This is a genomic window from Nostoc sp. UHCC 0251, from assembly GCF_034932245.1.
In the GTDB taxonomy this organism is placed as follows: Bacteria; Cyanobacteriota; Cyanobacteriia; order Cyanobacteriales; family Nostocaceae; genus Nostoc.
In genome coordinates this window covers 1-19,387 of the sequence record NZ_JAYGHD010000075.1, presented here as the reverse complement: position 1 = coordinate 19,387, position 19,387 = coordinate 1, and the positions used below count along the sequence as shown (strand labels likewise).

Sequence of the window (19,387 nt, the reverse complement as noted above, 5' to 3'; positions counted from 1 at the left end):
TTGCCTATTGCCTATTGCCTATTGCCTATTGCCTATTGCCTATTGCCTATTGCCTTACTAGACTTTATATTACACTTAACAGAAAGAAGCAAGCTGTGAAGGAAAAAAATAGTAAGTATACTAACATTTATTTTGTACGGTTTGCTTTTTGTAAATATTTATACTTAATTCTGGCAAGCGATCGCTTGTTTTATTTTCAAGAAGCTGCCTCAATGACACGCTGCGCCCAGCAAGCGCAACGTCTTCTGGTGGGGCGATCGCACCAAATCAAATTTGAGCCTTATTTGGATAATTTCGGATACATTACCGCAAATGCGCTGATACTTTATTTTCTCCTCTTCATAAATTCCGCAAAAACACCGTTACGCTATTTGCACTTGTGATCAAAACTTAGAGCATCCAGTTTATTAGGGCGTGTTTATGACCAACCCTGTAAAGACGGTTATCCAAGTCAATCTGGAGATGGCTCTAGAAGTAGCTCAAGAATTGGAGCAAGCTCCATACACTCAACTCGGTGCTTATTGTTTGGAGATTTTGCGAGAGATAGGATGTCCTGGTACTGAACTCCCAGTTAGCTTACAAACTCGCGATCAGCAGCTCAACTTTATCACAGGCTTTGCGTCTTATGCTTTTGGGGAGGTACAAAATGTACAGAGCATTAATTGAAGATATATTTTATGAGCCAGAAGAGGTAGAAGAAGCTACTTTTCCCGCCACAGATAAAGATTTGTTAATCTTAACAGAAAAATTTTTAGAGTTTGAAATTCCTTCAAAGGTTTTCTTACAAGCTATAGCCATTGCTGATTACGATGGTGCAGCAGCTTTCCGCTACGTTGATAATTATTTGATTACCCTCAAAAATAAGAATAAACGTAAGCAAAAGAAATTACTTGTGTTAGGTGCTTCGACTAGGTTTGACAATAATTGATGTGTTTTTTTTACAATCTAATTAACAACCAATACGATTTAGATAAGATAATTTGTACAACCGATGTAGAGACATTGCATTGCAACGTCTCTACACATTGAAAACGCCTAAATTCCTAGTAAAGCTCAAAAAGTTAACAAATACTCTTTTGGTTGTTCGCAGTATTTTCAGCTTTTTAGCGAATTGCTTTAGCATACTAAGTATTCAAGAGCCATCTTTATTAGATCAAGCATTTTTATGTGTGCGCTAATTATGTTAGCTTAGTCCGTTACGAATTAGTATTACTCTCTCTTAAGACAAACTTGTTCATAGCTTTTACCAGCGATATCCCAAGTGAATTCTGTTTCTACTAGTTGTCTGCCGTTGTGAGACAATTCTGAACGCAGATGTGGATGCTCAAATAGTTTACTAATAGCACTGACATACTCCGTCGGTTTATTAGCTCGTAATGCCCGTAATGGATGATTAGTAACATCTACGGCTAATCCTTCTAAGCCGCGATCGCTAGCCACTATCGGTACACCAGCGGCCATTGCCTCTAAAGTTTTATTTTTAATGCCAAACCCAGTCCGCATGGGTACAACGCAGATGGTAGCTTGATGCAAATACTCTACCATCGAAGGCACACGCCCAATCACATTAATTTCTGGTTTTTTATCAAGTGCTAAAACTTCTGACACCGGATGAGAACCGACAATATCAAAAGTTGTATCAGGATACAATTTTTGAATTTCTGGCAAAACTTCGTTGCTGAAAAAGCAGACAGCATCAATATTTGCCAAATTATCCATTGCACCGATAAAAATTAAGCGATGTCCACCTGGATCGGTGATCCGGTTGGGGAAAGAAGTTAAATCTACGCCATTGGGAATAACTGTAATTTCACCATTGGGGTTGAACTCTTGTAGTTGAATTTTATCTTCTTCTGTTGTTGCGACAATTGCCGAAAATTTAGCACAGTAGTTTTGTTCATAACGCCGCAAAAGTGGCAGATTAATTTTGTCTCTAAGGGAATTTTCCGAAATGCCCGTTGATAATTGGTTTCGACAGGTAGCGTAAACAGAACTATGAACATTAACTATAGTTTTCAACTGTTTCTGAAAATGTGGCTGCACATAAATTTCATTAACGCTATGTTCACAGGTGATTACATCGCATTTCCCCGCTTCCACCCATTTGTCAACCCACGTTTGCATCTCAACTGAGTAGCGGTTGAGGACACTTGGCGGTGTCCCCTGTTGCAAAAATCTTCCAAATCGCTGTATTTTCTGCAATATTCCGGTGGTTCCCGAATCTGGCGGGCGTTCAAAAATGGCTAGATGATCCACACAATCGCGTAATCCTGCTACTTCTGCGTCTGTCACATCGCCTTCGCGTTGAGTTACGAGGGTAATACTATGGCGTTGACTCAAGTATTTAAGTAAATTAAATGTCCTGACTTGGGTTCCCCCGCGCGTTGGTGGGTAGGGGAAGGTGGAAGATAGCATTAAGATGTTCATATAAGTAATGAATTAAATGTGATACATACACCATGACCTGATTGGAGGCTGTATGTCATCATTTGATATTGAATAAACTTCACGCGATGTGCAACTTAATTTTTGACCTCTCTCCTTTTAGGAGAGAGGCTTTGAATCTTACTTCCCTTCCCTTGTAGGGAAGGGGCTGGGGGTTAGGTCTTCTTTTATTTTCCCTACTCCCTACTCCCTACTCCCTATTTTCAAGGCAAGCCTATTGCATTCAACCGATAATCACTACAAATTACAGCATAATCAAACCCAGTCTGACACCCACAGCAACAGCCTCGGTGCGGCTGGAGACACTGAGCTTTTGAAAAATGGATGAGAGATGAAATTTGACGGTATGCTCTGAAATGTGCAAGCTTTTAGCGATCGCTTTATTCCCTAACCCAGAACCAAGCATACCCAAAACCTCTATCTCGCGTGGTGTCAAGGTTTGTACAGGATTTGCTACTACTTTTTCCCGGATAGACAGTAATTCTACAGCATCCGGGTGCAGCACCACCAAACCAAAAGCGATCGCCTCCACAGCAGCAACAATTTCTGACTCTGTGCTAGTACTGGGCAATATCCCCCGGATACCAGAACGTAACGCCATCTCTAAATCGATGCTGTCGAGTTCCTCAACAATGACGATCATTTCCAATGGGTATTGCTCCTCTTGAATAAGCAGCAATTTTTCCCACACCGATTGTTGAAGATTGCTACTCAAATCTACCAGCACCACATCTGGTTTTAATTGCCCAATTTCCTTTGCTAATACATCCAAATCGGATGCACTCCCCACAACCGTTAGCCGAGGATTGGTAGTTACCACAGCTGATAACCCTGCCCGCACAACAGGGGAAGTGGCAACTACCATCACTCGGATCATGTCGCCTCCACAGCAGTTTTCCCCGACTGCATGGCAACATAAAGAATGAATTGCTGCCCACCGCGTATGAGTTGTAGCGCTACAGATCCTTTACTGTCGTGGAGATATTTAGTTAAATCATTCATGTTAGTGAATAATCGCCCCGAAACTCCAATTAAAACATCGCCGATTTGTACACCAGCATTTTCTGCCGGACTGTTAGGTAGAATTGACAATACCAGTAAACCCAAGCTACGCCTACCTAAAAGCACAGGTTGCAGTGTAACTCCCAATTGCGGACGACTATTTCCCTGTAAAAAACGCTCAACGGTGCTGCTGGGAACTGCCACAGCCAAACCATTAACAATCATCGTATTAATTCCCACGACAAGGCCTTGACAGTCGGCAAGTGGCCCCCCAGAATTTCCAGGATATAGCTGCAAATCAGCCATAACAGCCCGTGGATTATTTGCATGAATAATTCCAGTTGTCACAGCACCACTGTCAGCAAAGGGATTACCCACGGCTAAAACTAATTCACCCACTCGTAGCGCCTCAGAATTACCAATGGTTGCAGCAGGTAAATTAGTGGCGACAATTTTCAGGGCTGCTAAATCCTGCTGTGGATCAAATTGTGTCCGCACTGCATCAAATACCCTTCCATCTGCCAATTCCACAGTTGCGCGGTTGCTAGTTGCGACATGGGCATTAGTAATAATTAGTCCGTCAGGTTGCCAAATTACACCGGAACCGACTCCCAGAGAGCCGCTTTTAACTTTGACAGTGCGTAGGCGTAGTTTAGCAGCTACCTCTGTTAATTCAGCAGCGATGTTAGTTAATGTTGTGTTTGCCATGTTATACAATTTTTGAGCATGTCAAAGTAGAATTTGTTGGCTGACAATAGTTTTTAGTCGGGTTGGGATAATTGAGAATGCTGCAAGATATCAGTCAACTCAACTTCAGAAATAAAATTCTGAGAGTTCCAAGTTCAGAGGCTGAACGTTCGAGTAAAAAGGTGGAAATTTCGAGTTCAGAAGCCCAACGTCCGAGTTCCAAATTACGAATTACGAATTACGAATTACGAATTACACAGGTCGTTCGCCAACTGCGATCACTAACTCAATTAACACTCCACCCCGGACAACTTGCACTTTGACAGTTTTACCAATGCGATCGCTACTATTGAGCAGCGCCAGTACATCACCTGTATCGCCCACAGTTACGCCATCGAACGTTACCAAAACATCGCCAAGCAGCACACCTGCATTGTCAGCAGGCCCAGAAGGCTCAACATTAACAACAATTACCCCAGTTGCAGAAGTTAAATTGAGAGCAGTTTTCAGGTTCTTAGGTAAGCGTACAGGTTGCATTCCCACACCCAAGTAGCCTTTTGGAATGCGTCCTTTTGCTACTAATTGGTCAACCACGCGATCGACTGTAGCATTGGGAATAGTCAAAGCAGTACCACGTCGCCCCGATGTATTCATACCTACAACAAAACCAGCAGCATCTACCAGCGGCCCGCCTGCAAAACCAGAGTAAAGGGTGATGTCTGGGCGAATGAATTGGTCAATATTCCCACCACTCATACTCCGCCAAGCACCGCTAACTACACTCACCGCACCCATTGCCGCCCTTAAGTCACCTTCGCTACCTCTTGCCAGTCCTAATACCAGATGACCGACTTTGAGCATTTTAGCATCGCCAACTTTTGCCACAGGAATTTCTACATTTTCTAGTTTAAAAACAGCTATATCGGTGCTAGAGTCGTGACCGATGAGCGTTACTGGTGCAGTACTACCATTTGATAAGGTAATGGTGATGTCGTCATAGCGTTGGAGAGATTCATCAGAGGTAACAATGATACCATTACGCCAGTGAATGCCACTTGGAGAAACACGAGTACCCCCATTCACAGCAACCACAGCACTTCCAGCTTGTTCTACTGTGTCAGCTAAACTGTTGGATAAAGCCAGTAATGAAGACATAAGATTTTTGTGCCAACTTTCTTAGATGTTCAGATCGTGCCGTTTTCTCAACACAGATGGCATCGGAAAAATGGGGAGAATTCATCCTAGAAAAATGGCTAGTGCCGCAAGGCGGAAGTCAAAAGTTAACACTGAGCGAAGTCCTTCGCGTAGCGTCTCGCACAGAAGTGTCAAAAGTCAAAAATCAAATCGGATTGCTATACAAGATTTGAAGCCATGTACGTGGCTATCCTTCGTGAAAGGGAAAATCTCAGTCCACTTGAGTGGACTTTAGCTATTAGCCTTGGAATAAATTCCAAGGCGGGATATCAGCACGACACTTTGACTATTACAAAAATGTGGGCAAAATATCACGAACACCAAGCGTATTGCATTCTAAGCTTGAATAGCAATGAAATGGCAGATAAACAAATGCACACCCAATCAAGAAAAATCAACCTGCTCACTCCATCTAAAGAATTACCTCTATATGGCAAAAGAATTTTAGTCACAGCACCAAGAAATTATGCTTATAGGTTATCTGAACAAATCATCAAACAAGGTGGTTTACCTGTTTTCATGCCTACGATCGAAACCTGCTATTTATCAAACTACACTAAGTTAGATAATGCTCTAAACCAAATAGGTGAATTTGATTGGATTATCTTCACAAGCAGAAATGGCATTACTGCATTTTTTCACCGGATGAATGATTTAGATATTCCTGTATCTGTGGTACAAAAATGTCAATTATGTGCTTTAGGGAAAGATGCAGAAAGCTTATTGTCTTTTTGTGGCAAAGTGGATTTAATCCCAACAGAATCTAGCCCAGGTGGGATTGTCGCTGAATTAGCGAAACTGCCAGAAATTCACCAAAAAAAAGTATTGATACCTGCTCCAGAAGTTTTTGGTTTGCCTGAGCCGGATGTTGTACCCAATTTGATTACGGATTTGCAGCAATTGGGTATAGAAGTAACTCGCGTACCCACATATATTACACAGGGCTTAAACACAAGTATCTACAGTGTTGAATTAGATATGATTCGTCAAGGATGGATTGATGTAATTGCCTTTAGTAGCACGGCAGAAGTAGAAAGCTTTTTAACAATGGTCAACTCGCAAAACGATTATGAACGCTGTATAATTGCATGTTTCGGCCCTTATACAGCTGCTAATGCGCGAAAGTTGGGTATGAATGTCTCTATCGTGGCTAAGGATTATAGTTCATTTGAGGGATTTGCTGAAGCGATGTCTACGACGGGCTACGCCAACGCAACATTTTTTTCTCAGTGAGTTTGGTCTAAAGCTTTTGGTACATGTAAACTTGCCCCACTCATCGCTTGAGAATCTAAAATAGTCAACCACAATCAACTCTAGACTAGCAGCACATAAACCCGTAGTATCGAATATGGAGTTTATATGAGTTAGGAATTGTTACATGGCAACTTACAAAGTTACATTGCGTACTCCAGACGGTGAACAAGTAATTGACGTTCCTGAAGATGAGTACATCCTGGAGATCGCTAACGAGGAATATGATCTGGACTTGCCCTATTCCTGTAACGCTGGTTCTTGCTCAACCTGTACCGGGAAGCTGATTTCAGGTACAATTGACCAATCAGATCAGAACTTCTTAGACAACGATCAAATGGATGCAGGATGGGTTCTTACCTGCGTTGCCCGCCCCACTTCTGATTGCGTCATCGAAACCCATCAAGAAGAAGCGCTTAATGCTTAACTAAGAAATGTGGATTTAATAAAGAGCAAGTTTTGTAAGATGCGTTAGAACATTTATCCTAGCGCACCTAAAATCTGAGATGCGATCGTACTTTTGGCGATAACACACTCTACTAGATTTAAAATTTTGCACTTTTGTAACAAATCTGTATCGGCTGAGTAATTCATGCAAAAAAGCGCTCTCCAAAAAGGGAGCGCTTTTTATTTAATTTAATAGATAGCTAGCAGATATAAAGCTGAAGTTAGCCAGATGATGCTAAATTAACTTTGACAACTTTATTCTTTTCTTCTTCAGCTTTGGGTAGCGTCAGGTTCAAGATGCCATCTTTATAATCTGCCGTAACATTGGTATTTTGAATTCGAGCAGGTAAAGGAATTACACGTTGGAATTTACCATAGTGGAATTCGCTTTTGATCACACCCTTATCTTCAGATTTTGCTTCAGACTTTCGCTCACCACTCAGGTATACAGCATTTTCTGTAACCTGCAAATCTAAGTCTTTAGCTTCAATTCCCGGAAGTTCTAGCAACAGAATAATCGCATCTTCAGTTTCTTTTAACTCAGCAGCGGGAACTCTGGATAAACCTCTATTTAAAAATGCAGTTGGCAAAGTCTCTTCATCAAATAAGCGATTGATTTGACGTTGCATCGCGTTAAATTCTTGCCAGGGGTTCAAACGTACTAATACCATATCTCTACTTCGTATAATCACTAGGTTTGGTGTTTCAGGATTGGAAGATTTGATTCCTTGCTTTGTTCTCATAGTATTTAAAAATAAAAGTGGGGTAAATTCGGTTTTTATCACCTGAGTGATGATGATTGCCGAACCAGAAATCCCATTACTATAAATGTACGGTAATCTAAACTATTGAGGTTCGGTAAATCCGACAAAAACAAACTTGAAATATAGGATTACTATTTGATTTTTGAACAAAGTTAAGTATTGTAGGGTGCGTTAGGATGAAATCCGTAACGCACCGAATCCCTGGTAATAGTGCGTTACGCTGTCGCTAACGCACCCTACGTATCTTTTCAAAAATCAAACCGGATTCCTATATAACAATTCTATTTGAAATATCGGTATAAGTGTAACCTCGCTCCTGCTCTTAAAGCTTGCAACGCGTAGCCTATCATACAAGTTTTTAGAAGATTCACGCGAATAATGATAATAATCCGACTTATTGTACTTTTTGATTTTTACAGAGATAAGATAATAAGAGATTCCTCACAAACTGACGATAACAAATATGTCAACAAGTTGGATTTACCTCATCGCCGCAATCCTATTTGAAGTTTCAGGCACAACTTGCATGAAGTTATCGCAAGGATTTACTAAAATAGGCCCTTCCATATTTATAGCTGTCTTTTATGTACTTTGTTTTACTTTTTTGACCCTTGCTCTCAAGAAACTTGAGGTGAGTGTGGCTTATTCTGTCTGGGCTGGATTGGGAACTGTCTTAATTGCTATTATTGGTATTATCTTCTTCCGAGAATCTGCCACACTTATGAAGCTCATTTCCATCGGCTTAATAATCATGGGGGTAATTGGCATAAATGCAAGTTGATGGGGAATGTTAATTAGCCAGATCCTCTATCATTTGTGAGACTTGACATTAGCTCAAATAAAAATACCTCGTCAATGTTGGAATAGACGAGGTAAATCAAATAAAACTGATGATTATACTTGTTGCTGTTGTTGGGAATAGATCAGCAATTTCTCTTGTTCCGCTAGCAGAACAAAATTAGCAGACTTAGCTAAATGTTCCTAAGAGTATAGTTAACCTCAGTAAATATAGCCCATAATTAATTGATTTTAAAGATTTTAGCTCAAAATTTATTTATTAAACCCAGCAGAACGACGGTAAAGCAACCAGATAAATAGCGGTGAACCCAGCAACGCAGTGACGGAACCTACTGGTAGTTCTACTGCTCCTAGTCTAGAGAGTAAATCTGCAAAAGTAAGTAACCATGCACCTGCAAGGGCGGAAAGTGGCAAAACAAAGCGATGATCTGTACCAACGATGAGGCGGACACCGTGAGGGACAACAAGACCAACAAATCCAATCAAGCCACTGATGCTGACTGCACCTGCGGCTAATAGAGTGGCGACACCACCAATTAACAGGCGCGATCGCGTCAACGAAACCCCCAACCCCACAGCCAAATCATCTCCCAATGCCAGCACATTTACCGATCGCGCCAGCAAGCATCCCCCAATTAATGCAACAATAATGTAAGGGCCAGCCGTAGAAATTTCTTGCCAACCCCGTCCATTAAGGCTACCAACCAGCCAACTCAGCGCAATTTGAATTTGACCGTCTTCAGCTAAAAGCAGCAATGTACTTTGTACAGCGCCTAATAAAGAACTCACCGCCACTCCGCCTAAAATTAACCGTTCAACTGAAATTCCCGAACCCGCCCGACCGAGCAAAATAACGATCGCTGAAGTTAAAATTGCTCCTATCCACGCTGCTAGAGGAATTGCGATCGGGAATATTTGCCACACAATCATGAGAATCACAATTAATCCAGCACCCGCAGAAATGCCCAAAATAAATGGATCGGCAAGACTATTGCGTAGCATTCCTTGCAGCAATGCTCCTGACATTCCCAAGGCTGCGCCGACAATGAGAGCAGCGGTAATGCGTGGGAGACGCAAATCCCAGAGAATTGTCTGTTTAACCGGATCGCCTTCGCGGAGTATGGCTTGCCAAAATTCCGACATACTTAAAGGTACTGCTCCTTGAGAAAGGGACAGCGCTAGCGTTACTACCAGTGCTGCACTCAGGAGTAAAACAGCCCAAAGTACCCGGTGTTCAGTAAAAATTTTCTGAAATGGTCTAGTCAAATTTCAGTCTACTATTTTCATTAACTATAATCTGTCCCAAAGAAAGCTGCATGTTAAAGATAGCTTATCTTTGATTAGGGAGCAGGGAGTGGAAGTTGAGCTTCAGAAGGGGAACGTTGAGTCTCAGAAGCTCAACTTTCAAGTTTTAACCTACGTCATCATGGGCAAAGCGGTTAAAGAGGAAGTCTAGGGCATAATTACGTAGTTGGTAGTATTGGGGATCTTCCATGATGCGGGCGCGATCGCGGGGACGAGAAAAGGGAATTTCCATGACTTCACCAATTTTCGCATGGGGGCCATTGGTCATCATTACCAATTTATCTGCTAAAAATAGTGCCTCGTCGATGTCGTGGGTAATCATCAGCACTGTACAACGGTTATCGCCCCAAATTTTCAGCAATTCTTCTTGTAACTCTTCTTTAGTGATGGCATCCAACGCCCCAAAAGGTTCATCTAAAATTAAGACTTTCGGACGAATCGCCAAAGCACGGGCGATAGAAACCCGTTGTCTCATCCCGCCGGACATTTGCATTGGTTTCTTTTCCATTGCATCAGCCAGTCCCACCATTGCCAAATGATCGCGCACGATCGCTCTTTTTTCGGCTTGTGGTTTGTTGGGATAAACGGCGTTAACAGCTAAGTAGATGTTTTCAAAAGCAGTTCGCCAAGGTAGCAAGGCATAGTTTTGGAAGACAACCATTCTGTCTGGGCCTGGCTTGGTAATGGGTTCTCCTTCAAGTAACACTTGCCCAGAGGTGGGAAAGTTAAAACCGGATACCATATTTAACAGTGTCGATTTACCACAGCCAGAGTGGCCGATAACGCAAATAAATTCGCCCTGTTCAACGTTGAGGTTAACGCCGTCGAGGACGGTGAAGGGGCCTTTCTTTGTCGGGTAGACTTTGGTAACATCTTTAATTTCTAGAAAAGGTCTGCGGTTGGTGGTTGCAGTGACAAATGGTTTTCCTAGTGTGTTTGTCGCAGTCAGGTTGCGGTTTTGCATGGTGATTTGGGGATTAAAAAGCTAAATGTTAAACAAAGATTCGTTGACTCAGAATTTGCACCAGTTCCCACGACCGCCTCAGAATTCATTCTGAGGCTTATAGCTAAAGTCTTCTAAAGAAGACTAAGTAAGTAAGGGTTTTAGTCCACTTGAGTGGACTTGAGCTATTAGCCTGAGAATTTATTCTCAGGCGGGATAGGCAGGTACAAGATATAACTTGAGGGAGTTCAAAGACTCGTTAACGGAGATAAAAGGTGGATTCATCCAGTTCAGAGGTTCGCGTGTGATGTGCTACTTCTTCCACTCCCTCTTTCTCTCACCATTGTTTTATGACGCGAGTCTCCTTCTCGGTGCATCAAGAACAACTTCCGCAATTGAAAAGTCACGTTTAATTTTCAAGTTGTTGAGATAAGCGATCGGATCATCGGCGTTAAAGGGAGTACCATCGAACAGTTGGATCGGTTGGCGAATATAGCTAATATCCAAACCTAATTCTCGTGCGGCGGTACTGAAAACACGCACGCGACACACCCGTTCAACAACTTCTACCCAATTTCTGGGGAAAGGAGTATCACCCCAACGCGCCAATTGACTCATAATCCAAATTTGTTCGGTGCGACTGGGGCGGTTAATGGCAGACTCAGAATAAAACTGGTGATGGGCATAGTCCCGCAATGGATGGTCTAAGTCACAGGCAAGACTATCTGGATCTTCGAGTTGAATGTATTCTAAATCAGTGCTGACGTAATCTCGCCCTGCTAAAATTTGGCGAATTTCTTGGGTATTTTCAGGATTTGCACAATACACGCAAGCTTCTAACAAAGCTTTAGTCAAGGCGATATGCGTATTTGGATAATTTTCTGCCCAATCTTCCCGCACACCAAGAACTTTACCGGGGTGTCCCAACCAAACTTCTAAGTCGGTAGCGATCGTAAAGCCGACATTTTCCACAGCCGCGCGGTAGTTCCAAGGTTCACCCACGCAGTAACCATCAATGCTTCCAGTTTTTAGGTCGGCTACCATCTGCGCTGGGGGAATGGTTTTCATATCCACATCGCTATCGGGGTCAACTCCTCCAGCCGCTAGCCAGTAACGCAGCAGCAAGTTGTGCATAGATGCGGCATGTACTACTCCCATTGTGTGCCTTTGCTCACGGGTGCGAAGCAGGTATCTTTTAAAATCTGATAAGGTTTGTACACCTTCGTCATAAAAGTGTTTTGCCAAGGTGATGGCGTTACCGTTGCGAGTCATCGTAAGGGCAGTGACAACGGGCAGAGGCTGGTTATTATGTCCTCCCAAAGTTAACCACATCGGCATCCCTGAAGGCATTTGCGCCGCATCTAAATAACCACCACTTATGCCATCTTCTATACCCCGCCAGCTACTTTCGCGCACCAGGTTAACTTCATCTAAACCATGCTTGAGAAAGAAGCCTTTTTCTTTAGCAACTGCTAAGGGGGCACAAGCTGTCAGAGGTAAAAAGCCAATTTCTAGGTTAACTTTTTCTAATCCATGACGGGCAATGTCGGCAGTTTTCCGCGCCCGAATTTTCTTAATCCGTTTCTGCTGATTGAGGAAGTAAATCATCTCGCTCCGCAAGCTGTAGTAGCTGGGATGTTCTACTACTTCCATCCGCTTGCGGGGTCTGGGAATATCCACTTCTAAAATGTCACCAATTTTAGATTCGGGGCCGTTGGTTAACATCACAATTCTGTCAGATAACAGCACCGCTTCATCGACATCATGTGTCACCATCACGGCGGTAACTTGATTTTCTTCGCAGATTTGCATGAGTTGTTCTTGCAAATTGCCGCGTGTGAGTGCATCTAATGCACCAAAAGGTTCATCTAGCAGTAGTAATTTGGGACGAATCGCTAAGGCGCGGGCGATCGCAACTCGCTGTTTTTGTCCACCCGATAACATTCCTGGTTGCTTATCAGCATGGGGACGCAAACCCACCATATTTATATGTTTTTCGATAATGGCGTTGCGTTCATCTGCGGGTGAACCTTTCATTACCGAGTCCACAGCGAGGGCAATATTTTCTCTTACCGTCCGCCAAGGTAATAGCGAATAATTTTGGAACACCACCATCCTGTCTGGGCCAGGTTTGGTGATTTTTTGTCCTTCTAAGGTGACAATACCCTCAGTTGGCAAATCCAAACCCGCAATCATATTTAATAGAGTGGATTTGCCACAACCGGAGTGACCAATCAAAGAAACGAATTCTCCTTTTTTAATTTGAAGGTCGATTCCTTTGAGGGCGATATATTTGCCACCACCAGTTAATTCAAAAACTTTGTCAATTTGATCAACAGCTACAAACATACTTATTAGTCCTTTGTCATTAGTCTTTTGTCTTTCGCCATTAGCCCTTAGTACGTGGTCATTAGTCCTTAGCTTTCTACAAATCACCAATGACTAATGACTAATGACTATTTTTGCTCTGTTGGTAAAATCTTGTTTTGAATCCAACCCATGAATTTGTCTAGTAATAAACCCACTGCACCGATGTAGACTAGTGCCAAGATAATTTCGCTGATGTAGTTATTTTGGTAAGCATCCCAGATGAAGAAACCGATGCCGACAATACCTGACATTACAATTTCGGCTGCGATAATTGCCAACCAAGCTAAACCAATCGCAATTCTCAAACCTGTAAAAATGTATGGTAAGGCAGCAGGAATGAGGATGTTAAAGAAATAGTCTTTCTTGGAAAGTTGCAGTACTTTAGCGACGTTGGTATAGTCTTGAGGTATTTCTTTGACACCTACAGCCGTGTTAATTAAAATCGGCCAAATTGCGGTGATAAAGATAACAAATAAGGCGGCGGGTTCGTTTTGTCTTAAAGCTGCTAAAGAAATAGGTACCCAAGCCAAAGGCGGTACTGTTCGCAATAGCTGAAACAGAGGATCTAAAGCTTTAGACATGGTTTTATTAACACCAATCACGATGCCTAAAGCAATACCAACTACGGCGGCTAAAGAGTAACCAATGACAACTCTTTGCAGACTAGCCCAAATCTGCCAAAATAATCCTTTATCAATGCCACCCTTGTCATAAAAGGGATACAAAATCAAAATCCAAGTATCTTGTACAACCTTAATTGGTCCTGGTAATGTCGCTCCAGGAGTCCAAGAAAATATTTGCCAGATAACTAGAAATATAGCAATGGCAATAAATGGTGGTACAAATTCAGGAAACTGTTTTTGCAATCGAGATATCAAACTTTTGTCCAATTTAGGGGTTACTGGTCTTCGTTGAGCAAGTGTCATAAATTTCGTTCTCCTAACTAATATTTTTTAAAGGATGCGATTTATCACGCCTTTAATGACTAAATAGAAACTTTCTTGATTTGCAGACTCTTGAGATAAGCTTCTGGATTTTCTGGGTCAAATTTTACACCATCAAAAAATTCTTCTACACCACGAGATGCATTTATAGGAATATCAGCCGCTGTGATACCTGCTTCTTTCGCAGCTTCTTTCCAAATATCTTCACGGTTAACTTTATCGATTAATGCTCTAGCCTTGGCAGCATTATTCACAATGTAATCTTTGGGTAAGAATCCCCAGCGTACACTTTCGGTAATGAACCATAAATCATGGCTCTTGTAAGGATAAGAAACGCTACCTTTTTCATCTTTCCAATACAAAGCTGCCATTGATTTATCATCAATTTGGCGACCTTCACCCATGTCGTATTTACCCATAAATGGGTCGATTAAAACATCAACTGGCACATTAAAATAGGCTCTTTGTGCCACAATTTCTGACATTTCTTTGCGGTTATCAAAGTTATCGCACCATTGTTGAGCTTCCATGATGCCTTTTAACAGTGCTTTCGTCGCTTTGGGATTTTGGTCAACCCAGTCAGCCCTCATGGCTAGATATTCTTCAGGGTGATTTTTCCAAATCTCTGCTGTTAATGCAGCCATGAAACCAATTTTGTCTTTAACAATGCGGAAAGGCCAAGGGTCGCCAGTGCTAAAAGCATCCATTGTTCCCGTCTTCATGTTGGCGACGGTTTGCGCTGATGGAACTGTGAGCAATTTCACATCTGTATCGGGGTCAATACCACCAGCTGCTAACCAGTAGCGAATCCAAAAATCTTGGTTAACGGCGGGAAATGTTTGGGCGGCTGTGAAGGGAGTTGGTGAAGCTTTAAGTTTGGAGAATAAAGACTTGGCGCCGGCTAGTTTTAAGCCCATACCGCTACCTTCGTGCTTATTTGCGATCGCAATACCATTCCCATGTGTAATTAACTGACATAATACATACATGGGAATTTTTTGATTACCCTTGGTAATTAAACCTTCTGTAATTAAATGTGGCATTGGCATTTGCCATTGACCACCATCTATACCACCACCGGCAGAACCAATTTCTACGTTGTCTCTAGCTGCACCCCAAGAAGCCTGTTTGGCTAACTCTACATTTGTCATGCCATACTTCGCAAAAAAGCCTTTTTCTTTGGCAATAATTAGGGGGGCTGCTTCTACAATGGGAATATATCCCAGGTTAACTGTAGTAGTTTCTGGTTTTTGTTCGCTACTAATATTAGCAACTGGTTGAGCAGTTGACTGTGCTTGACTATTGCCACCAGTCAGGTTTTCAGGAGGATTACCCAAACAGCCTTTAAGGAATACAGCACCCGCAGATACTCCGGCTGTGAAGATGAATTTGCGGCGAGAAATTTGATTAAAAAATTCTGTCATAAATATCTCCTGAAAACGTAAATGTTATTTTTTATAGCTATGACAATTTAGGCAATAGACATTATGTTTATTGCGCCATTAATGATTAATCAAGCTATATTTGGCCAAGCGATCGCAGCCATTTCATCAATGAAATAGCTAGCTATATAAAAACTCGGTTAAATTATTGGCTCTGCTTTTCTAGTGTGATGCAGAGGTGTCATTCACCTTGTTGAAATCAGTTTACAGCCTTTGAAGCTAAATTTGTTAACTCGGAGTCTCGATTTATTAAACAAATATTAGATTGGATGTATAAGGAAAAATTTATCTATTTTCCTTAACTATAGGAATAATTTTTAATATATCAACTCTTATTTATGAAGACTATTATGTTTACTTTATGATTTACTGTCTCGGTTCATTTTCTAACTTAATTTTAGTCGTAATGTGTCATATATAAGTTTTCATTTATCATCACTATTATGTTGAGACTATGATTTATCTAGCAATACTATTTGACTTGGAAACACCGAGAGGCTCAGATCCCCGACTTCTTCAAGAAGTCGGGGATCTTTTCGTTCGTAACTCCTATAAGCAAACAATTGTGAGTATTTTAAGTAGTATATTCGGCGTTAATCTTCACGTAGTCGTAACTCAAATCACAACCCCAAGCTTTACCCACGCCATAACCATTGCCAACGTTAACGGAGATTAACACCGTATCCTGTTGCAGATAAGCACCTGTGGCTGCTTTTTTCAAATAAGCACTTGCTGCTGCACGGTCAAATTGCAGAGGTTGTCCATTTTCTAACATTAAGAAATCCCCTAGCTTAATTTGCAAGTTTTCTTGCTCAAATGGTACACCTGCACGTCCGGCGGCGGCGGCGATGCGTCCCCAATTTGGATCGCGTCCAAAGATTGCAGATTTAACTAAGGATGAACCAGCGATGGTTTTGGCTATTTGTCGGGCTGAAATTTCATCATGGGCCCCTGTTACTTCCACTTCAATGAGACAGGTTGCGCCTTCACCATCACGAGCGATCGCTTTGGCTAAATGCTGGCAAACGGCTGTTAACATCGCCTCTAATTTCTCTGCTTCTGCGCCCCATTCTATAATTGCTGGGGTGCGAGATTGACCATTTGCCAAGGCAATTAAGCTGTCGTTGGTGCTGGTATCACCATCCACAGTAATGGAATTAAAGCTTCTATCAGCTGCCCTTGCTAACATCTGCTGCCAAAGATGAGGCGAAACCACAGCATCACAAGTAACAAATGCCAGCATGGTTGCCATATTGGGGTGAATCATGCCGGAACCTTTGGCAATGCCGCCAATTCTTACCGGGCGTTGGCGCAGCCCACCGGAGGTATCAATTATAGTTGTCTCTAAAGCAATAGATTTTGTTACCAAGTCTGTAGTGATAATCGCTCCGGCTGCGGCATCTGAGCCTGTTTCTGATAGTGCTGCTACTACTTTGGGAATTCCGCTTCGCAAAGCATCCATCTTAATTCTTTGACCAATCACGCCAGTGGAAGCCACTAACACAGATTCAGATGGGATGTTTAGTGCTTGACCTACTGCCATAGCAGATTCTAAAGTATCAAGGTAGCCTTGACTCCCTGTAGCAGCATTTGCTTGTCCAGCGTTGCAGAGGATGGCACGAGCGCTATGTTTGGCTTGCAAGCGTTGGCGACAATATTCTACACAGGCAGCTTTAACTTGGCTGGTGGTGAATACACCAGCTGCGATCGCTTCCACCTCTGAGAATATCAAAGCTAAATCTGGCAACCCCGAAGGTTTCAACCCTGCGGTAATTCCCGCCGCTTGATATCCCCTGGGTGCTGTGATGCCACCTGTGATTTTTTGCCAATCTGCCATCATTCTTCACTCTAGTAAGTTGTGGAACATTTTAAAACCCCTACATTAACTGTAGGGGTTTAGCATCAGGTTATGACCTCAGTAGCAAAACTCTTCTAATTCTTCTAGTTCTTCAATCGGTGCTTCACAAAAGTTACAACACAACCAGCCACAAGTATTTACGCTTGGCACTTCTTTAAACTCAAAATTTTCGCGTAATTCGCTAGAGTCAAGCTCATCACCGCAAAAAGGACATTTGATTTTACAGTTTATTAGTTGTGGCGGTAAGTTCATGATTTTGCGATCGCTCTTGATAACTCCCGGAATAACATATTTGCAACTTTAGACATCAGCTTGTTTTGCAGGTGTCTACCGTTGAGTAGCTGCTTACCCGAAGCATCAACCTTGCTTTTGAGCGTTTCCTTGTAAAGAGCAATTTCGTTGCCAACGGGATTGTCAAGTAGGCGGCCATCAATTTCAATTTTGGTGATCACGTACTGCCAGAATGTCATTCGACATAAGGCTGAACCACTCCCTACTTCAACTAGCTTATCTCCAGACTGTTCTAGAACCGTTCCCATACCCAGCCTGAGTTTAAAGGCATCGCGGCTGCGGTTACGCTTAACCCTCTTTATGTCACCGGGAAGAAATTTCACCACACGCTTGCCCTTCTCCCGCGTGACTTCCTTTTTCTTTACTTCCCGAACTTCTCGCTCGATTAGCTGTTTGCCATTGGTCAAAAACGCTTCAAATGGGTAAATGCGACTCAGCAGCCTAGCCCGAATCCTCAGACCAAAATTAAACTGGTCAAAAATTTGGTTATACGTTTTAAACAGCTATCAAACCGAAAATATTTGTTCTATTGGTTCTGGTGCTATCGAATCTACTATTAAACAGATAGATCGGCGATTAAAAATCTCTGGAGCACAATGGAATGAATCTAATGTCTCTCAAGTACTCATGCATCGCTGTGCTTATCTTAATGACAAGCTTTAGGTGCTGTTAGTTCGTTTGTTCTAACAAAGTTGATATGCTCCCAGGCAAATTGCATCTGAACTGGGTAGCATCAACAGTGCAATCGCAAGATCCAAAAAAGCAGATGTGGAAATTGCAATTAGCGACGGACTCTCACCCCAGGAGATTGAAAAGCTAATCCGCCCATAAAAAGTACGGACACTTTGCGCTTGACACGGACAAATGAGAGTGATTAAATATAAATATGAGGCAAAGGAATCCGACCCCAAAGCCTCACAAATTAATACATCTTTAAAGCAAACCCCTAAAGAAGTTGACGGAGTAATTTCAGCTATCAGCGATACATCAGGAGAGGTTGTTGGTCTAGCTGTTTCCTTCCCCTACGATGCTATCAAGGTGAATATGATTAAGTGGATTAATGGCAGGAAATGGGATGCAGCCAAAAAGCGATGGATTGTTCCAGTCGAAAAAGCCGATGAGCTACTAAAAACATTTCCGAATTTTAGACGTAGCGAAAAAGTTTCAATTATTGAGGAATCTTTAAAATAATGTCAAGAAAGGGGGAGTCAATTACGCTCTCCCTGTCCGCACAAGAAAAATTGCAATTAGAGCAAATTGCTTTAGAATTTGGGCAGACATGGGGAGAAGATCCGAATATTTCAAAATTAATTAGAGCCATTGCAAAGGGAGAATTAAAAGTTTGTTGGGGAGATGAAGAATCGCCCATGACGAACCAGCAGCGCGGTGTGATGAAAGCCGCGATCGCAATGATCCAAGAAGGTTTGAGTAAGTTGATAAAAATAATCTGAACTTGAAGGTAGTTACCATCCGCGATCGCGGATGGTAAATTACCATTTGAGATTGAGAAACTAATCCGAGGCTGGAAGAATGACCAATGACCATTGCCCAATGCCCAATAAAAAGCGATCGCGCTCCCGGAAAGTGACAGAAGCGGTTGACGGACGAGGCTATGTCCGCAATGGATGAAAGAAACCAATAGATAT

The 19,387-nt window shown here is 42.2% G+C and carries 22 protein-coding genes and 1 pseudogene; 9 read left to right on the top strand and 14 right to left on the bottom strand.

Going from position 1 to position 19,387, the window contains the following annotated elements; all coding sequences use genetic code 11:
- The 3 genes from VB740_RS11425 to VB740_RS11415 all read left to right on the top strand — a co-directional run.
- Nucleotides 1-383 (top strand): hypothetical protein (locus VB740_RS11425; RefSeq protein WP_323200117.1); only part of this gene is annotated, 383 nt, incomplete at its 5' end.
- 37 nt (nt 384-420) lie between these two features.
- Nucleotides 421-666: a hypothetical protein gene (locus tag VB740_RS11420; protein ID WP_323200116.1), complete on the top strand. Its 246-nt coding sequence runs from the start codon at nt 421-423 to the stop codon at nt 664-666.
- Nucleotides 647-928, top strand: coding sequence for a hypothetical protein (locus VB740_RS11415; protein WP_323200115.1), 282 nt, complete (start codon nt 647-649; stop codon nt 926-928). Before VB740_RS11420 ends, VB740_RS11415 begins: the two co-directional genes overlap by 20 nt.
- 281 nt (nt 929-1,209) lie before the next feature.
- On the opposite strand, the gene VB740_RS11410 is transcribed toward VB740_RS11415, so the two are convergent.
- The 4 genes from VB740_RS11410 to VB740_RS11395 all read right to left on the bottom strand — a co-directional run bounded on the left by VB740_RS11410 (nt 1,210) and on the right by VB740_RS11395 (nt 5,289).
- Nucleotides 1,210-2,427 carry a glycosyltransferase family 4 protein gene (locus VB740_RS11410; protein ID WP_323200114.1) on the bottom strand — a complete coding sequence of 406 codons (1,218 nt, stop codon included), beginning with the start codon at nt 2,425-2,427 and terminating at the stop codon, nt 1,210-1,212.
- Nucleotides 2,428-2,689: 262 nt separating this feature from the next.
- Nucleotides 2,690-3,322 (bottom strand): response regulator transcription factor, encoded by a 633-nt coding sequence (locus tag VB740_RS11405; protein WP_323200113.1) that lies wholly within the window; start codon nt 3,320-3,322, stop codon nt 2,690-2,692.
- Complete coding sequence (locus VB740_RS11400) at nt 3,319-4,155, bottom strand: S1C family serine protease (protein WP_323200112.1); 837 nt, start codon at nt 4,153-4,155, stop codon at nt 3,319-3,321. The genes VB740_RS11405 and VB740_RS11400 overlap by 4 nt, the downstream gene beginning before the upstream one ends.
- A 231-nt stretch (nt 4,156-4,386) precedes the next feature.
- Nucleotides 4,387-5,289, bottom strand: a complete 903-nt coding sequence (locus VB740_RS11395) for a S1C family serine protease (RefSeq protein WP_323200111.1) — start codon at nt 5,287-5,289, stop codon at nt 4,387-4,389.
- A gap of 56 nt (nt 5,290-5,345) precedes the next feature.
- On the opposite strand from VB740_RS11395, the gene VB740_RS11390 reads away from it, so the two are divergent.
- The 3 genes from VB740_RS11390 (at nt 5,346) to VB740_RS11380 (ending at nt 7,006) form a co-directional block, all read left to right on the top strand.
- On the top strand, nt 5,346-5,501 hold the full coding sequence (locus tag VB740_RS11390) for a hypothetical protein (protein WP_323200110.1): 156 nt from the start codon (nt 5,346-5,348) through the stop codon (nt 5,499-5,501).
- Between the two features lie 184 nt (nt 5,502-5,685).
- A complete protein-coding gene (locus VB740_RS11385) occupies nt 5,686-6,561 on the top strand; it encodes a uroporphyrinogen-III synthase (RefSeq protein ID WP_416289657.1) in 876 nt (291 codons plus the stop codon).
- Between the two features lie 145 nt (nt 6,562-6,706).
- Complete coding sequence (locus VB740_RS11380; RefSeq protein WP_323200109.1) at nt 6,707-7,006, top strand: ferredoxin; 300 nt, start codon at nt 6,707-6,709, stop codon at nt 7,004-7,006.
- Nucleotides 7,007-7,247: 241 nt separating this feature from the next.
- On the opposite strand, the gene VB740_RS11375 is transcribed toward VB740_RS11380, so the two are convergent.
- Nucleotides 7,248-7,697 (bottom strand): Hsp20/alpha crystallin family protein, encoded by a 450-nt coding sequence (locus tag VB740_RS11375; protein WP_323200120.1) that lies wholly within the window; start codon nt 7,695-7,697, stop codon nt 7,248-7,250.
- Nucleotides 7,698-8,253: 556 nt separating this feature from the next.
- Between VB740_RS11375 and VB740_RS11370 the strand changes: the two genes are divergently transcribed.
- Nucleotides 8,254-8,571 (top strand): multidrug efflux SMR transporter, encoded by a 318-nt coding sequence (locus VB740_RS11370; protein ID WP_323200108.1) that lies wholly within the window; start codon nt 8,254-8,256, stop codon nt 8,569-8,571.
- Between the two features lie 269 nt (nt 8,572-8,840).
- Here the strand turns inward: VB740_RS11370 and VB740_RS11365 are convergent, their stop codons facing one another.
- The 8 genes from VB740_RS11365 to VB740_RS11330 all read right to left on the bottom strand — a co-directional run bounded on the left by VB740_RS11365 (nt 8,841) and on the right by VB740_RS11330 (nt 18,148).
- A complete protein-coding gene (locus tag VB740_RS11365) occupies nt 8,841-9,854 on the bottom strand; it encodes an iron ABC transporter permease (RefSeq protein WP_323200107.1) in 1,014 nt (337 codons plus the stop codon).
- A gap of 145 nt (nt 9,855-9,999) precedes the next feature.
- Nucleotides 10,000-10,857, bottom strand: coding sequence for a nitrate ABC transporter ATP-binding protein (locus tag VB740_RS11360; RefSeq protein WP_323200106.1), 858 nt, complete (start codon nt 10,855-10,857; stop codon nt 10,000-10,002).
- A gap of 327 nt (nt 10,858-11,184) precedes the next feature.
- On the bottom strand, nt 11,185-13,191 hold the full coding sequence (locus tag VB740_RS11355) for a nitrate ABC transporter ATP-binding protein (protein ID WP_323200119.1): 2,007 nt from the start codon (nt 13,189-13,191) through the stop codon (nt 11,185-11,187).
- Nucleotides 13,192-13,292: 101 nt separating this feature from the next.
- Nucleotides 13,293-14,132, bottom strand: coding sequence for a nitrate ABC transporter permease (ntrB, locus tag VB740_RS11350; protein ID WP_323200105.1), 840 nt, complete (start codon nt 14,130-14,132; stop codon nt 13,293-13,295).
- 59 nt (nt 14,133-14,191) lie between these two features.
- Nucleotides 14,192-15,574 (bottom strand): CmpA/NrtA family ABC transporter substrate-binding protein, encoded by a 1,383-nt coding sequence (locus tag VB740_RS11345; RefSeq protein ID WP_323200104.1) that lies wholly within the window; start codon nt 15,572-15,574, stop codon nt 14,192-14,194.
- Nucleotides 15,575-16,166: 592 nt separating this feature from the next.
- Nucleotides 16,167-17,429, bottom strand: a complete 1,263-nt coding sequence (argJ, locus tag VB740_RS11340) for a bifunctional ornithine acetyltransferase/N-acetylglutamate synthase (RefSeq protein WP_323200118.1) — start codon at nt 17,427-17,429, stop codon at nt 16,167-16,169.
- Nucleotides 17,430-17,507: 78 nt separating this feature from the next.
- Nucleotides 17,508-17,702: a hypothetical protein gene (locus tag VB740_RS11335; protein WP_323200103.1), complete on the bottom strand. Its 195-nt coding sequence runs from the start codon at nt 17,700-17,702 to the stop codon at nt 17,508-17,510.
- Complete coding sequence (locus VB740_RS11330) at nt 17,699-18,148, bottom strand: hypothetical protein (protein WP_323200102.1); 450 nt, start codon at nt 18,146-18,148, stop codon at nt 17,699-17,701. The genes VB740_RS11335 and VB740_RS11330 overlap by 4 nt, the downstream gene beginning before the upstream one ends.
- A 97-nt stretch (nt 18,149-18,245) precedes the next feature.
- Here VB740_RS11330 and VB740_RS11325 point away from each other — a divergent pair.
- Both VB740_RS11325 and VB740_RS11320 read left to right on the top strand, forming a co-directional pair.
- Nucleotides 18,246-18,404: pseudogene (locus VB740_RS11325) on the top strand (ISKra4 family transposase); the annotation flags it as partial.
- A gap of 201 nt (nt 18,405-18,605) precedes the next feature.
- Complete coding sequence (locus VB740_RS11320) at nt 18,606-18,932, top strand: hypothetical protein (protein ID WP_323200101.1); 327 nt, start codon at nt 18,606-18,608, stop codon at nt 18,930-18,932.
- 120 nt (nt 18,933-19,052) lie between these two features.
- Here the strand turns inward: VB740_RS11320 and VB740_RS11315 are convergent.
- On the bottom strand, nt 19,053-19,387 hold a 335-nt coding region (locus VB740_RS11315), incomplete at its 5' end, for a hypothetical protein (protein WP_323200100.1).